The sequence below is a fragment of the Pseudomonas sp. BP11-1-1 genome (genome assembly GCF_052112105.1).
GTDB lineage: Bacteria > Pseudomonadota > Gammaproteobacteria > Pseudomonadales > Pseudomonadaceae > Aquipseudomonas > Aquipseudomonas alvandae.
Window position 1 is genome coordinate 383,486 of sequence record NZ_JAUTYU010000003.1, and the last position, 14,970, is coordinate 398,455.

Annotated in this window: 10 protein-coding genes; 7 read left to right on the top strand and 3 right to left on the bottom strand. The window is 63.4% G+C overall.

Annotated features, from left to right (window positions below):
- Positions 1–71: 71 nt before the first annotated feature.
- On the bottom strand, positions 72–1,532 hold the full coding sequence (locus Q7C33_RS08470) for an efflux transporter outer membrane subunit (RefSeq protein WP_407683192.1): 1,461 nt from the start codon (positions 1,530–1,532) through the stop codon (positions 72–74).
- 218 nt (positions 1,533–1,750) lie between these two features.
- Here Q7C33_RS08470 and Q7C33_RS08475 point away from each other — a divergent pair, with 218 nt between their 5' ends.
- Genes Q7C33_RS08475 through fabF form a run of 3 tightly spaced genes read left to right on the top strand, consistent with a single transcriptional unit; the run spans position 1,751 to position 7,202 of the window.
- Positions 1,751–2,860: an efflux RND transporter periplasmic adaptor subunit gene (locus Q7C33_RS08475; RefSeq protein WP_407683193.1), complete on the top strand. Its 1,110-nt coding sequence runs from the start codon at positions 1,751–1,753 to the stop codon at positions 2,858–2,860.
- Positions 2,857–5,919, top strand: a complete 3,063-nt coding sequence (locus Q7C33_RS08480; RefSeq protein WP_407683194.1) for an efflux RND transporter permease subunit — start codon at positions 2,857–2,859, stop codon at positions 5,917–5,919. The genes Q7C33_RS08475 and Q7C33_RS08480 overlap by 4 nt, the downstream gene beginning before the upstream one ends.
- Positions 5,916–7,202, top strand: a complete 1,287-nt coding sequence (gene fabF / locus Q7C33_RS08485; RefSeq protein WP_407683195.1) for a beta-ketoacyl-ACP synthase II — start codon at positions 5,916–5,918, stop codon at positions 7,200–7,202. The genes Q7C33_RS08480 and fabF overlap by 4 nt, the downstream gene beginning before the upstream one ends.
- A 7-nt stretch (positions 7,203–7,209) precedes the next feature.
- On the opposite strand, the gene Q7C33_RS08490 is transcribed toward fabF, so the two are convergent.
- Together Q7C33_RS08490 and Q7C33_RS08495 are read right to left on the bottom strand one after the other, a co-directional pair.
- Positions 7,210–8,424, bottom strand: a complete 1,215-nt coding sequence (locus Q7C33_RS08490; RefSeq protein ID WP_030141572.1) for a multidrug effflux MFS transporter — start codon at positions 8,422–8,424, stop codon at positions 7,210–7,212.
- A 196-nt stretch (positions 8,425–8,620) separates the two neighbouring features.
- Positions 8,621–10,849: a TonB-dependent siderophore receptor gene (locus Q7C33_RS08495; RefSeq protein ID WP_407683196.1), complete on the bottom strand. Its 2,229-nt coding sequence runs from the start codon at positions 10,847–10,849 to the stop codon at positions 8,621–8,623.
- Positions 10,850–11,139: 290 nt separating this feature from the next.
- On the opposite strand from Q7C33_RS08495, the gene Q7C33_RS08500 reads away from it, so the two are divergent.
- The 4 genes from Q7C33_RS08500 (at position 11,140) to Q7C33_RS08515 (ending at position 14,962) form a co-directional block, all read left to right on the top strand.
- Complete coding sequence (locus Q7C33_RS08500) at positions 11,140–11,943, top strand: ABC transporter ATP-binding protein (RefSeq protein WP_217859654.1); 804 nt, start codon at positions 11,140–11,142, stop codon at positions 11,941–11,943.
- On the top strand, positions 11,940–12,923 hold the full coding sequence (locus Q7C33_RS08505) for a FecCD family ABC transporter permease (RefSeq protein WP_030141569.1): 984 nt from the start codon (positions 11,940–11,942) through the stop codon (positions 12,921–12,923). The genes Q7C33_RS08500 and Q7C33_RS08505 overlap by 4 nt, the downstream gene beginning before the upstream one ends.
- Complete coding sequence (locus Q7C33_RS08510; protein WP_198796743.1) at positions 12,920–13,969, top strand: FecCD family ABC transporter permease; 1,050 nt, start codon at positions 12,920–12,922, stop codon at positions 13,967–13,969. The genes Q7C33_RS08505 and Q7C33_RS08510 overlap by 4 nt, the downstream gene beginning before the upstream one ends.
- Before the next feature lie 63 nt (positions 13,970–14,032).
- Positions 14,033–14,962 (top strand): iron-siderophore ABC transporter substrate-binding protein, encoded by a 930-nt coding sequence (locus tag Q7C33_RS08515; RefSeq protein ID WP_030141567.1) that lies wholly within the window; start codon positions 14,033–14,035, stop codon positions 14,960–14,962.
- The last annotated feature ends 8 nt before the right edge of the window (positions 14,963–14,970 follow it).

Genomic DNA, 14,970 nt, shown 5'->3' on the forward strand with positions numbered 1-14,970 from the left:
TTTGTGTGATGGTCACGCTTGTGGCTACGGATTCGTTCTCAAGTCTGTTTTGCAGTCAGGACGCTCCACGCTCACCGAGTCGCCAGCGAACCTTCCCCTGGCGACTGCCAACCACCGCCAAGCGCCCTGAATGCCGCGACCGCTGCACGTGCCGATTCCGTTCGCGCCTGCGCCCGGGTATCGGAGGTGCGCAACAGCGTCTCGTCGGCATTGAGCACATCGATCAGGCTCGCGGTGCCTTTCTGATAGGCGACGAAGGATGACTGGCGGGCCTCGCTCAAGGATGTTTCGCCTTGGGTGAGGGTGGTTGCCTGGGCTTCGCGATTGACCAGGGCGCTGAAGGCATTTTCGACGTCTTCGGTGGCGCGCAGCACGGATTGGCGATAAGCGGCCAGCGCTTCGGCTTCCTGTCCCTTGGCCTGGTCGATCCGGGCGTTGATGCGGCCAAAATCGAACAGCCTCCAACGCAGGCCCAGCACGCCCGCCGACTGGCTGGCGCCGCCACTGAACAGGTTACCGCTCGATATTGCCGTGGCGCTGCCGAGCAGGGCACTCAGGGAGAACTTCGGATAGTACTCGGCGACGGCTTCGCCGATGCGTGCATTGGACGCCGCCAGGCGGCGCTCGGCGACGATGAGGTCTGGCCGGCGGCGCAGCAGGTCCGCAGGGGTTCCCATGGCAGTGACTTGCGGCGCAAGGGGAATCTCGCGGCGCTCGGCCAGTTGTGGTCGATGAGTGCCGGGCGGCGTGCCGAGCATGACATCCAGGGCGTTCATCGCTGCATCCAACCCGGTCTGCAGGACCGGTACCGTTGCCTGGACTTGTGCCAATTGCCCCTCGGCCTGGCGAACCTGATAACTGGCAGCAAGGCCCTTGCTGTAGAGCAACTGGACTTTTTCCAGCAGGTCTTGCTGCGTGCTGACCTGTCGGTTGGCAATGTCCAGCCGGGCCTGCAATCCACGAACCGTGATGTAGGTATCGGCGATTTGCGCGGCGACGGCCAGTCGTGTGGCGACAGCGCCTGCCTCGGATGCCTGGTAATCGGCCAGCGCCGCTTCGCGTCCGCGCCGCAGGCCACCAAAGGCGTCTATCTCCCAACTGGCGCCGAGGTTGAGCTCGTAGGAACTTCCGTATCGATCATAGCCAGGCGTGGAATCCAGCACCTGGCCGAGCGGCGTCTCGACCGATTGGTAGGCGCGCGCGGCCTGGCCGTTGATGTTGCCCGAGGGCAGTAAAGCGGCGTTCGCCGCACCCAGTCCCGCCCGAGCCTGCATCACCCGCGCAGATGCCTGCGCCAGGTCCAGGTTCTGTTCCAACGCCTGGACGACGAAGCCGGCAAGCATGGGGTCGCCAAAGCTTTCCCACCAGGCAATCAAATCGGCCTGGCTGGTCGAGGACCGCTGTTCGACCGAAGGTTGGCCCAGGTACCGACTCGAAAGCGGGGCGACCGGACGATGGTAGTCCGGGCCGACTGCGCACCCTGCCATCAAGCAGGTGCCCAGTAGAAGAGCAAGTGGGCGGAGGGGAGGCATGGCGTTTCCTTGGGGGACGTAGATTGTGACCATATTACGGTATGGTCACATCCTGTCAATCGTGCTCGTTAGGGCGGTCGACGGGATTCATGAGGATGGTGGTCCGGTAACAAGGGATCCTGGGGGGGAGGCAAATTGACTGGTTTGTGACGATTGACAGAAATGGTCACGAGAATGAGAATGCGCTCTCCATCCTGTCCGTTCAAGAAAGGGATCCTATGCTTCGGCGTCGACCTGTCACCCTTGCCGCTTGCCTGTTGCCTCTCGTCCTGACGGCGTGTGGCGAGTCATCCACCGCGAAAGATCCACGCATGGCGGCGCCCTTGGTGAGGGTGGCCGAAGTATTGGGTTCCCCCGAAATCTCACGTTCCTTCACCGGCGTAGTCACGGCCAGGGTCCAGAGCGACCTGGGTTTCCGCGTGTCGGGCAAGGTGCTGGAGCGCCTGGTCGATACCGGCCAGACCGTCAAGCGCGGGCAACCGCTGATGCGCCTGGACCCTATCGATCTCGGCCTGCAGGCGCGGGCCCAGGAAGAGGCTGTCGCCGCCGCCCGGGCCAGGGCCAAGCAGACCGCCGACGATGAGGCTCGTTATCGGGAACTGGTCGCCGCCGGCGCCATCTCTGCCTCGGGCTACGACCAGATCAAGGCCGCCGCCGATACTGCAAAGGCACAGCTCAGCGCGGCCCAGGCCCAGGCCGATGTGGCCCGCAACGCTTCCGGCTACGCCGTGCTGCTCGCCGACGCCGATGGCGTGGTGATGGAGACATTGGCCGAGCCCGGGCAAGTCGTTGCCCCAGGACAAATCGTGGTTCGACTGGCGCGGGCCGGTCAACGCGAAGCCGTTGTGCAATTGCCCGAAACGCTGCGGCCCGCCCCGGGGGCCACTGCGCAGGCAACGCTGTATGGCAACGCTTCGCAAGTGGTCAGCGCGAAGTTGCGGTTGCTGTCGGATTCCGCCGACCGCGTGACGCGTACCTTTGAGGCGCGGTATGTATTGGAGGGCGCGCTGGGCAATGCGCCGCTGGGTTCGACCGTCACGCTTCGGATCGCCGCGGGCGCTCGACAAGGGCAGGTGATGCAAGTACCGATTGCCGCCGTGCATGATGCAGGCAAGGGCACCGGCGTCTGGGTTATCACGGGTGAGCCGGCGAAAGTCGCCTGGCGCCCCGTCCAGGTCCTCGGCTTGAGCGACGATGCCGCGCAGGTCTCCGGCGACTTGAGAATGGGTGAGCGGATCGTCGCGCTGGGCACGCATCTGTTGCACGAAGGCGAGGCGGTGAATGTGGCTCCTCCGGGCGACGTCAAGGTTGCGGGGAATCACCCATGAGCTTCAACCTGTCCGCGCTCGCCGTTCGCGAGCGCTCCATCACCGTTTTCCTGTTGTTCCTGATCGCCGTCGCGGGTGTCCTCGCGTTCTTCCAGTTGGGCCGCGCCGAGGATCCACCGTTCACGGTCAAGCAACTGACGGTCATCACGGCCTGGCCGGGCGCGACGGCCCAGGAGATGCAGGACCAAGTCGCCGAACCGCTGGAAAAACGCCTGCAGGAATTGAAGTGGTACGACCGCACGGAAACCTACACCCGCCCCGGACTTGCCTTCACCATGGTGTCGCTGGTCGATCGCACGCCGCCGTCGCAGGTGCAGGAAGAGTTCTACCAGGCGCGCAAGAAACTGGCCGACGAGGCGATCAAGCTGCCGGCGGGTGTCATCGGGCCGATGGTCAACGACGAGTTTGCCGACGTGACCTTCGCGTTATTCGCGCTGAAAGCCAAGGGCGAGCCGCAGCGCTTGCTGGTGCGCGATGCCGAGGCGTTGCGCCAACGGTTGCTGCACGTACCGGGCGTGAAGAAGGTCAACATCATTGGCGAGCAGGCCGAACGGATCTTCGTGTCGTTTTCCCATGATCGCCTGGCGACCCTCGGTGTTTCGCCCCAGGATATTTTTGCCGCCCTCAACAGCCAGAACATGCTCACGCCCGCCGGCTCCATCGAAACCGCCGGGCCGCAGGTTTTCCTGCGCCTGGACGGTGCCTTCGACAGGCTGCAGAAGATTCGCGACACGCCGGTCACGGTCCAGGGGCGCTCGCTGAAACTGTCGGACGTGGCCACCGTCGAGCGCGGTTATGAAGACCCGGCCTCATTCCTGGTGCGCAGCGGCGGCGAAGAGGCGCTGCTGCTGGGCGTCATCATGCGCGAGGGCTGGAATGGCCTGGACCTGGGCAAGGCGCTGGACGCCGAGACGGGCAAGATCAACGAAGGCATGCCGCTGGGCATGACCCTGAGCAAAGTCACCGACCAGTCGGTGAACATCGACTCGGCGGTCGGCGAGTTCATGGTCAAGTTCTTCGTCGCGCTGCTGGTGGTGATGATCGTCTGCTTCCTCAGCATGGGCTGGCGCGTCGGTGTCGTGGTCGCAGCGGCTGTGCCGTTGACGTTGGCCGTGGTGTTCGTGGTCATGGCCGCCACCGGCAAGAATTTCGACCGCATCACCCTCGGTTCATTGATCCTCGCGCTCGGGTTGCTGGTGGACGACGCGATCATCGCCATCGAAATGATGGTGGTGAAAATGGAGGAGGGCTACGACCGGATCAAGGCCTCCGCCTATGCCTGGAGCCACACCGCCGCGCCGATGCTCTCCGGCACGCTGGTGACCGCCATCGGCTTTATGCCCAACGGCTTCGCGCAGTCGACCGCCGGCGAGTACACCAGCAACATGTTCTGGATCGTCGGCATTGCCCTGATCGCTTCCTGGGTGGTCGCGGTGGCCTTCACGCCGTACCTGGGCGTGAAACTGTTGCCCGACATCAAGCAGGTCGAAGGCGGCCACGCGGCCATCTACAACACTCGCCATTACAACCGCTTCCGCCAGGTGCTGACGCGGGTCATCGCGCGCAAATGGTGGGTGGCCGGTACGGTGATCGCGACATTCGTGGTGGCGATCCTCGGCATGAGCCTGGTCAAGAAACAGTTCTTCCCGACTTCGGACCGGCCGGAGGTGCTGGTGGAAGTGCAGATGCCGTACGGCACCTCCATCGAGCAGACGAGCGCCACCACTGCCAAGGTCGAGGCCTGGCTGCATCAGCAGGAAGAGGCTCGGATCGTCACTGCTTATATCGGCCAAGGCGCGCCGCGTTTCTACCTCGCGATGGCGCCGGAACTCCCCGATCCGTCGTTTGCGAAGATTGTCGTGCTGACGGACAGCCAGGAGGCGCGCGAAGCCCTCAAGTTCCGCCTCCGCCAAGCGGTCGCCGATGGGCTCGCGCCCGAGGCGCGGGTGCGGGTGACGCAACTGGTGTTTGGCCCGTACTCACCGTTCCCGGTGGCGTATCGGGTGATGGGGCCCGACCCTTCGAAGCTGCGCGAGATCGCCAGCCAGGTCCAGGGCATCATGCAGGCGAGCCCGCTGATGAGGACCGTAAACACCGACTGGGGACCCTTGGTGCCGACCCTGCATTTCAACCTGGACCAGGACCGCTTGCAGGCCGTAGGGCTGACCTCCAACGCGGTCGCCCAGCAGTTGCAATTCCTGCTCACCGGCGTGCCGATCACCGCGGTTCGCGAGGACATCCGTTCGGTGCAGGTGGTCGGCCGCGCAGCGGGGGACATCCGCCTCGATCCCGCCAAGATCGAAGGCTTCACCCTGGTGGGCGCAACGGGCCAGCGCGTGCCGCTGTCCCAGGTCGGCGAAGTCGATGTGCGCATGGAAGACCCGATCCTGCGCCGTCGTGATCGCACGCCGACCATGACCGTGCGCGGCGACATCGCCGAGGGCTTGCAACCACCGGACGTCTCCAGCGCGATCATCAAGCAATTGCAACCGGTCATCGACAGGTTGCCCGCCGGTTACCGGATCGAGCAGGCGGGTGCCATCGAGGAGTCGGGCAAGGCCGGCAAGGCCATCGTGCCGCTGGTGCCGATCATGGTCGCGATGACGTTGCTGATCATTATCCTGCAGGTCCGTTCGATCTCGGCGATGATCATGGTGTTCATGACCGCGCCGCTGGGGCTGATCGGCGTGGTGCCGACGTTGCTGATCTTCAACCAACCCTTCGGTATCAACGCGCTGGTCGGCCTGATCGCTTTGTCGGGCATCCTGATGCGCAATACGCTGATCCTGATCGGGCAAATCCATCACAACGCCAGCGAAGGTCTCGATCCGTTCCACGCGGTGATCGAAGCCACGGTGCAGCGGGCGCGGCCGGTGTTGCTCACGGCGCTGGCGGCGATCCTGGCGTTCATTCCCCTGACGCATTCGGTGTTCTGGGGCACGCTGGCCTACACCCTGATCGGCGGCACGTTCGTCGGCACCATCATGACGCTGGTGTTCCTGCCAGCGATGTATTCCATCTGGTTCAAGATCCGTCCTGAGACGAAGAGGGCTTCATGAAAAATCGCGAAGGTCAAAAACGCATCGTCGTCACCGGCGTTGGCATGGTCGGACCGCTGGGCTGCGTTGTCGAAGAGGTCTGGAAGCGGTTGCTGGCCGGGCATTCCGGCATTCGCAACCTGTCCGCGGATGTCACCGAAGGCACGGGCGTCGCCGTGGGCGGGCAGGTGCCGACGTTGGAAGAGGATGGCGTCGCCGGTTACGACCCGGAGCGCCTTATCGCGCCCAAGGATCGCAAGAAGATGGACCGTTTCATCGAGTTCGCCCTGGTGGCGGCTCACGAAGCCCTGGAGCAGGCGGGCTGGCACCCGGTCGAAGCCGTCGATCAGGAGCGGACCGCCACGATCATCTCCTCGGGCGTCGGTGGTTTCGCCACGATTGCCGATGCGGTGCGCACCACCGATGCGCGCGGTCCGCGGCGGTTGTCGCCGTTCACCGCGCCGGCTTTCCTGGCCAACATGGCGGCGGGGCAGGTCTCCATCCGGCATGCTTTCAAGGGGCCGCTCGGTGCGCCGGTCACGGCGTGCGCTGCTGGCGTACAAGCCATTGGCGACGCCGCCCGGCTGATCAGGAGTGGCGAGGCGGACATTGCCATCTGCGGTGGCACCGAGGCGGCGATCGATCGTGTGACCCTGGGCTGTTTCGCCGCGGCCCGGGCGCTGTCCACGGGATTTGCCGAGCGTCCGCAAGAGGCCTCGCGGCCGTTCGATCGGGATCGAGACGGTTTTGTCATGGCCGAAGGTGCCGGGTTGCTGGTGATCGAGTCGCTGGAACACGCCCTGGCCCGTGGCGCCAAGCCATTGGCAGAATTGGTGGGTTACGGGACCAGCGCCGATGCCTATCACCTGACCGCTGGCCCCGAGGATGGCAACGGCGCCCGCCGCGCCATGGAACAGGCGCTACGCCAGGCCGATATCAGTCCCGCCGAGGTGCAACACATCAATGCCCATGCGACATCCACCCAGGTCGGCGATGCCGGTGAGCTGGCGGCGATTCGTGCGGTGTTCGGGGCAGGCGCGGGCGTGGCTATTACGTCGACGAAATCCGCCACCGGCCATTTGTTAGGTGCGGCGGGCGGCATCGAAGCGATTTTCACGGTCTTGGCGCTACGCGATCAGGTCGTGCCGCCGACGCTGAACCTTCACCATCCCGATGAGACGGCCAACGGGCTCGACCTGGTCGGCCTGAAGGCGCGGAAAATGCCGATCACCCATGCGTTGTCGAATGGGTTCGGCTTCGGTGGCGTCAATGCCAGCGTGTTGTTCCGTCGTTGGGAAGACTGACGCCGCGTCAGCGGCGCAAGAAGAACAGCACCAGCGCGACCAGGCAGGTCAACGCCTGGATCGCGCCCAGCGTGGTGATGGGCGAAAAGCTCAACACGGAGGCGAGCCAGGTGGTCAACGCGGCTGCGCCCATGGAGAGAAAACCCAGCAGCGCCGAGGCCATTCCGGCCTCTTTGCCGAAAGGCCCCATGGTGATCGCCGTACCCAACGGATTCGCCAGCCCCATCCCCCACAGGAACGTCACCATCGAAACGGCATACCAGCCCAGACCCGGATGGGCCGGCCCGATGATGAGCAGCCCACCGCCGACCATAGCGCAGGTAATCCCCAGCAAGGCAATGTTTTGCGGGCCGTAACGGTGGGCCAGGCGCGGTGCGGCCATGCCGGCGGCGAATACGACGAACACCGTCGAGGCGAAATACAGGCCGGCCTGTACCGAGGTCAAGCCGATGCCTTTCATGAGAATGGCTGGGGCGGCGGCGAAAGAGGCGAACAGGCCGCTGAGCAACAGGCTCATCGACAGGGCTGGGAGGATGAAGCGCTTGTCCGCCATCAGCCTTGCGTAAGCGCGCACGACGCTGGCGGTGGAGTGCGGTGCGCGGCGGTCGGCGGGATGGGTTTCGCCAAGATCGCGTACATAGAAGAACGCCAGCACCACGGCGGCCAATCCCACCAGGATGAAGATGGCGCGCCATCCGAGCGTGACGGACAGGACGCTGCCGGCCAGCGGCGAAAAACCGGGTGCGGCGGCGGTGGCGACCATCGTCAACGACAGGGCGCGGGCCAAGGTCTCGCCTTCGAACAGGTCCCGAGCGATGGCGCGCGACAGCACCGAGGCCGCGCACACGCCCAATGCCTGGACGATGCGTCCGGCGATCATGACATCGAGCGTGGTGGCGAGTCCTGCGATGACGGTGCCGACGATAAATACCAAGAGTCCGCCCAGCACCAGTTTGCGCCGCCCATAACGATCAGCCAGCGGCCCGACCACCAACTGGCCCAGGGCAAACGTGACGAAGTAGCTGGAGAGCGTCAGGCCCAGTTCGCGGGCAGTCACGCCGAGGTCATCGCCGATGACCGGGAACGCCGGGAGGATGATATTGGTGGAGAGCATGCCGATGGCCGCGAGGCCGGCGAGCAGTGCGACGATTCGACCGGTCAGGGCTGGACTCGATGCGTGTGGCTGCGCGTCTGCAATCGCTGATGCAGTTCCAGTTTCCATGGATCAATCCCCTTGGCCGGTTTTTGTCTGGCTTATGATGATCGTAATATGACGATCGTAATCCGGTGCGTCAAGGTCAAAAGAGGATTCAGCAGGACAGGGGCGATGAAGGGAATTCGAACGGGCGCAGAGAGGTGTTTGTACGGTGTGAAATGACTCCGGTCGACGCCTGTCGGCGCCGACCGAGCCAGGGGTTTTACCAGCGGAAGTTGACGGAGGTCACCAATTCACGCTCGTCGCCGTAGCGGCAGATGGCAGCCTCACAATAGACGTATTTTTTATTCGTCACGTTGTTGGCGTTGAGGGCGATGTCCCAATTCTTGTCGATCTGGTAGCTCGCCATGGCATCGAACAGCGTGTAGGCCGGCATTTGCGAATCGATGCCGGACGCCTGGGTGGTTCCCTTGTAGCGCGCGCCGCCGCCGATTTTCAGCTGTGGCACGCCGAACAGGGCGAAGTTGTAGTCAGCCCACAGCGCGGCTTGGTGGTAAGGCGTATCTTCGCTGCGCTGACCCACTTCGCTCTGGATTACGCTTTTGGTGATGCGCGCATCGGTGTAGGCGTACGTCGCGATGACCGTCAGTTGAGGCGTGATGTCGGACTTGGCTTCCAGTTCCAGGCCACGGGAGCGCTGCTCGCCAATCTGCTGGGGATTGAGGCCAGCCAAGTCGCGCTTCACGACGTTTTCCTGTGTCAACTCATAGACGGCTGCACTGAGCAGTGTGTTGCTGCCAGGAGGCTGGTAGCGGATGCCGATTTCGTACTGCTTGCCTTCGGTCGGATCGAAGGTCCGGCCCGTTGCTTCAGCCACCGCGACCGGGAAGAACGATTCGCTGTAGCTGATGTAAGGGGCCAGGCCGTTATCTGCCTGATACACCAGGCCGGCGCGCCAGGTGGTGGATTCGTCGTCCTGGCTCAGTTTCTGGCCGGTGGCGAAGCCTTTTTGGTCCTGGTCGGCCCAGTCGTGGCGGCCGCCGAGCAACAGGAGCCAGTGATCGTCGAACTTGATCTGGTCTTGCAGGTAGATACCGGTCTGGAAGGTATCGATCTGCGAACCACGGTCGCGGCTCCGGCTCTTGTCCACTATCACCGGCTGTCCGTAGTTGTAGTCGCCAATATTAATAGGCGGGCTTCCCGGGAACGGGCGGCTGTCTCGGAAGTTATGCGAATCATATGAGGCATCGTAGGTGTCGGCACCCACCAAGAAGGTGTTCTCTACACCCCCAATGTTCCAACGCGTCTCGATGTTGGTGTCGCTGGCCAGAGCCCGGGAACGCTCATGTCGGTCACTGTATTGGCGACGAAGGATTCCGGTATTGGCCGCTCCGTTGATGGCCGTCGCGCTGGTCTGTGCCTGCATGTATTTCCACTTCACATCCGCTTCGTAGTAACGCAGCTTGTTGCTGATTCGGGTGTGTTCGTCAAACCGGTGCTCGAACTCATAACCGATGGCGGACATCTCGCCATTCATGTCGTCGTAGTCGGGTTCGCCGATGAAATCGTGGCGGCCAATGGTGAACGGCCCGTTGCCCACGCCCTTGACCAATTGATAGGGCAGCGGGGCGGAAAAGCGCGTGTCGCTCTTCTGATAGAACGAGAGCAGGGTCAGCGAGGTGTCTTCATCGGGGCGCCAGGTCAGGGCCGGGGCGATGTAGAGCTTGTCGTCGTTGATGTAGTCCTGCTGGGTGTCGCTGTCACGCTTGAGCATGGTCAGGCGGTAGCTGAGGACATCGCTGTCACCGAGCGGGCCGCTGAAATCGGCGGTCAGTTGCTTGCGATCGTGGTTGCCGTATTGCAGCCCCAATTCATGGAGCGGGGTTTCGGTCGGTCGTTTGCTGACACCGTTGACGAAGCCGCCAGGCGACAGTTGGCCGTAGAGTACCGAAGCCGCGCCACGGACGACTTCCACGCGTTCCAGGCCATAGGGTTCCTGGACGCCATCGTAGGAATTGTTCTGCAGGCGCATGCCGTCGCGCAGTGAGCCGCCAGTGGCGGACTCGACGTCGAAGCCGCGCATGCGGAACCGGTCGGAGGTACGGTTGAAGCTGCTTGGCTGGCTGGTGAAGCCCGGGGTGTAGCTGAGGGCGTCCGCCAGGGTGTCGGACTTGCGATCGCGCATTTCATCGGCGGTAACCACGGACACCGACTGCGGCGTTTCGGTAATGGCCGCGTTGGACTTGGTGGCGCTGCCGTTGCGCAGGGCGACCTTGCCGGCCAGCGGAGCCGTGGGGTTTTCCACCGCGGCGGCATTGATGTTGATTTCGCCCAGCTGAAGAGGGGCGTTGGCGGTGGCCTCTTCCTGTGCGGCGATCGCCTGGGCTGAAAAGATGCTCCCCAAGGCCAGGGCCAGAGTGCTCAGGTGAAAAGCTGGGTGACGCGAGACGTAATGTTTATCGGTGCCAACTGTTGTTTTTCTTTCGAGCATCGAGGAAGTCCTTGGGGTTGTTTTTCATCTTCGCGAGCCTGCTGTCCCGGTCCAGCGGCGTCAGGCAGGCAAGCGAGGTTAGTGTCTACTGGCCATAATCTGACTGTGAATGATAAGGGTTTGCATTAATATTGTCAGTCTTGTAGGGAAATTATTTTAGTTTCGACATATTCTGTGCCCCACTTTTTGGCCCTCGATGGGTTTCGCGGTGCTGTCACCGGGAAACGATTGCGAGGGTTCGGTACGATGGACGATTCGATCAGGCCCTCTAGGGCGGTGGAGGGACGGTCATGCTGAAAGCCAGCAACGTGCGGCTGAGCTATGGCGAGCAACAGATTCTCAACGGTGTCAGCCTGGATATTCCCGAAGGCTGCTTCACGGCGTTGATCGGGGCGAACGGCTGCGGCAAGACCACGCTGCTTAATGTGTTGGCGCACATGCTGCGGCCCAGCGCGGGCGAGGTGCAGCTGTCCGGCAAGGCCCTGGGCCAGTATTCGCGCCGGGCGCTGGCGCAACGCATGGCGTTGTTACCCCAGCGCACCACCTCGCCGGCCGGCATGAGCGTCCGGGAATTGGTGATGCAGGGGCGTTTTCCCTGGCAGAGCTGGTGGCGCCAGTGGTCCGAGCAGGATCAGCAGGCCATTGACCGTGCCATCGACCTGGCGGGCATCGCGCCTTTGCTCGATCGTTCGCTGGCCACGCTGTCGGGCGGCCAATTGCAGCGATGCTGGATTGCCATGACCTTGGCCCAGGACACCCCAGTGATCCTGTTGGACGAGCCCACGACGTTTCTCGATATCGCCCATCAGATCACCTTGCTCGAACTGCTGGTGGACCTGCGCGAGCAAGGCAAGACCGTCGTTGCGGTGCTCCATGACCTGAACCAGGCCGCGCGTTATGCCGATCACCTGGTGATGATGCGCGAAGGCCGTTTGCTGGCCCAGGGCACGCCCGCCGACGTCTTCACCCGCGAGAATCTCAAGGCAGTCTTCGACCTGGACGCGCACATCATCACCGACCCTTATTCGGGCGATCCGCTGTGTGTGCCGCAAACCACCCGTAGCCAGCCCTCGGCTGTGCGGGAGGCGATGTGAGTCACGGTTTGCGATTGCCGGTGTGGCTGGGCCTGCTGGTCGCCATCGGCTTGGCCGCGCTGCTGCACCTCGCGGTTGGCGCCAAGAGCATCCCTTGGAGCGAAGCCTGGCAGGCGCTGGTGGCTTATGCGCCGGACAACGCCGACCAGAGCGTCATTCGCGGCAGCCGCTTGCCGCGCCTGTTGGTGGCCATGCTGGTGGGTGCCAGCCTTGGCCTGGCCGGGGTGATCATGCAGGCCGTGGGCGACAACCCATTGGCCGATCCGGGCATCCTCGGCATCAACAGCGGCGCGGCATTGTTCGTGGTGTTCGGCTTGTTGGTGTTGCCGGGGCACGACCTGTCGATGATCCCGCTGTTCGCGTTCAGTGGCGCGCTGGTGGCAGCCGTCGGCGTCCTGCTGCTGGCGGGCCGCGGGCATAACCCGATCCGGCTGACCTTGTCCGGGGCGATGATTGCGGCATTGTTCAGCGCCATCACTTCGATCCTGCTGTTGCTCGACCAGCAGGGGCTCGACAGCCTGCGCCGTTGGCTCACCGGGTCGATTGGCGTGACCGGCGGCTCGATGCAGGCGTGGGTCTGGCCGTACGTGGTGTTGGGCATGCTTCTGTGCCTGGTCAATGTCCGAGCACTGAATGCCCATCGACTGGGTCCACAGGCTGCCGCCGGCATGGGCGTCAACCTGTTGAAAATGCGCCTGTTCGGCCTGGCCTCCGTGGTCCTGCTGTCGGGGTGCGCGGTCGCTCTGGCGGGGCCGATCGGCTTTGTCGGGCTGGTGGTGCCTCACGCTGCGCGCCTGTTGTTCGGCGACGATTATCGACGGCTGTTGCTGGCCGCGCCCTTGCTCGGCGCGCTGCTGCTGATCCTGGCGGACATCGCCGCACGAACGGTGGTGCGTCCCTTCGAGCTCAACACCGGGATTGTCACGGCACTGATTGGCGGGCCGATTTTCGTTGCGCTGGTGTTGAGGAAAGTCAAATGACGCGCCTGGGACTGACCTTGCCCAGGACGCTGCCCTTGTTGCCTTGGGTGGCCCGGCCGATCGATGTGATCTGGGTGCTGGTGTTGATGTTTACATTGGTGGCCGTGTCGTTGTACGCCTTGACCGTCGGTAGCTATTCGTTGGGTGTCGCCCAGGCCTGGCAAGCCTTGTGGTCCCCTGGGCGAGTCGACTCGGCGATGCGCAACCTGCTTTGGGAGTTGCGTTTGCCGCGTGTCGCGCTGGCGATCCTCGCCGGCATGGCCATGTCGCTGGCCGGCCTGTTGATGCAGTCGTTGACGCGCAATCCGCTGGCGGCGCCGGGCCTCGTGGGGGTGGAATCGGGCGCCAGTGTCACGATGCTGCTGATCATCGTGCTCTGGCCCACGCTGCTGCCGCTGGAACTCTATCCGTTGGCGGCACTGGCGGGCGGGTTGGCCGTGGCATTGTTCGTCGCATTGCTGTCGTGGCGCCAGGGCATTTCACCGCTGCGGTTGATTCTTGTCGGCGTCGGGCTGACTGCCATGCTCAGTGCGGTGGCCGACCTGTTGATCACCTACGGCAACATCGATCAGGTGGAATCGGCGCTGATGTGGCTGGGCGGCAGCTTGCACCGGGCCGGTTGGCCTCAGGTCCGCAGCCTCGGTATCTGGCTGCTGCTGGCGGGGGCTCCGTTGCTGTTTTTCCACCGTCAGTTGAACCTGTTGCAATTGGGCGAAAAAGTCGCGCTCAGCCGTGGCCTGAACGTCACCGGCGTGATGATTTTCCTGTTGCTGTGCAGCGTCATGCTGACGGCGGCCGCCGTGGCGAATGTCGGCACCATGACCTTCGTCGGGCTGGTGGCTCCGCACCTGGCGCGCCAACTGGCGGGTGATCGTCACGGTGCGCTGATGCCGTTGTCGGCGTTGGTGGGGGCGTTGCTGGTATTGGCGGGCGATACGCTGGGGCGGGGGCTTTTCCCGCCGTTGCAGTTGCCGGCGGGGCTGGTGGTCGCCATCATCGGCGCGCCTTATCTGATCCTATTGTTGGCGCGTCAACGCAGTCGCTGAAGACACAGCGATGCATATCTTGAAAACATTGGAGAAAAACGCGTGCGGGAAAGAGTGAAGGGAATGTTCCAGGGATTGCTCGGCATGCTGTGCGTGCCGTTGGCATTGATGTCGATGCACGCCGGCGCGGCTGAAACCAAGGTGTTCGAGAACAGTTTCGGGCGGGTCGAAGTACCTGTTTCACCTCACTGCATCGTCTCCCTGCACGATTTCAGCTTGACCGATCAGTTGCTGGAGCTGGGTATCAAGCCCTGCGGCTCGACCGGCCGCAAGAAGCTGTTCTCGGACGTGGTGTTCCGTGGTGCGCAGGAGCGCTTCGACGTGACGGGCATCCAGTACATCGGCTCGCACCAGGCCCCCGACCTGGAAGCCATCGCTGCGTTGAAGCCGGACCTGATCATCGGCCTGTCGTACCACGCGGACCTCAAGGAAAAGCTCAGCAAAATCGCACCGGTCGTGCTGTTGCCCTCGCGGGAAAGCGACATCAAGACCTACGCCAGGCAGCTCGCCGAACTGGTCGGTAAGCAGCAGCGCTACGAAGAAATGCTCCACGAATACGAATGGGTCGTCAGCGAGTTCAAGAAGCGCGTCAAGGACCCTTCGCGCATCACGGTCACGACGCTCGAAGTCTATACCGATGGTTTCCAGCTGATCGGTCGTGGCGGTATGGATGACGTTATCAAGGACTTCGGCCTGGGCCGTGTCGCCGCGTATCGCGAGGCGCGCCAGAACGTGCCTTACAGCCTGGAGCGAATCGGCGACTTCGACAGTGATTTCATTATCGATACCTATGAGGAACTGCTCGATTCGGAAGCCAGCACGGCTGCGTTTCGCCAGTCGCCTCAATGGCAGAACCTGTTTGCGGTGAAGAACCGCCAGTTTCTCTACCTGAACCGCAGCCGCTATGCCGATACGATGCAGGGCTTGCTGGGTTCCGCCTACCTGCTGATGTCCCATATTGCTGAGCGAGAACGCGTGCTTCAGGCCAAGTGACTTTGTAT

Bases quoted from the DNA above. Each gene is read 5' to 3' on its own strand.
- Q7C33_RS08500 (WP_217859654.1), top strand. From the start codon at position 11,140: ATGCTGAAAGCCAGCAACGTGCGGCTGAGCTATGGCGAGCAACAGATT.
- Q7C33_RS08510 (WP_198796743.1), top strand. From the start codon at position 12,920: ATGACGCGCCTGGGACTGACCTTGCCCAGGACGCTGCCCTTGTTGCCT.
- Q7C33_RS08480 (WP_407683194.1), top strand. From the start codon at position 2,857: ATGAGCTTCAACCTGTCCGCGCTCGCCGTTCGCGAGCGCTCCATCACC.
- Q7C33_RS08495 (WP_407683196.1), bottom strand. From the start codon at position 10,849: ATGCTCGAAAGAAAAACAACAGTTGGCACCGATAAACATTACGTCTCG.
- fabF (WP_407683195.1), top strand. From the start codon at position 5,916: ATGAAAAATCGCGAAGGTCAAAAACGCATCGTCGTCACCGGCGTTGGC.
- Q7C33_RS08490 (WP_030141572.1), bottom strand. From the start codon at position 8,424: ATGGAAACTGGAACTGCATCAGCGATTGCAGACGCGCAGCCACACGCA.
- Q7C33_RS08475 (WP_407683193.1), top strand. From the start codon at position 1,751: ATGCTTCGGCGTCGACCTGTCACCCTTGCCGCTTGCCTGTTGCCTCTC.
- Q7C33_RS08470 (WP_407683192.1), bottom strand. From the start codon at position 1,532: ATGCCTCCCCTCCGCCCACTTGCTCTTCTACTGGGCACCTGCTTGATG.
- Q7C33_RS08515 (WP_030141567.1), top strand. From the start codon at position 14,033: ATGTTCCAGGGATTGCTCGGCATGCTGTGCGTGCCGTTGGCATTGATG.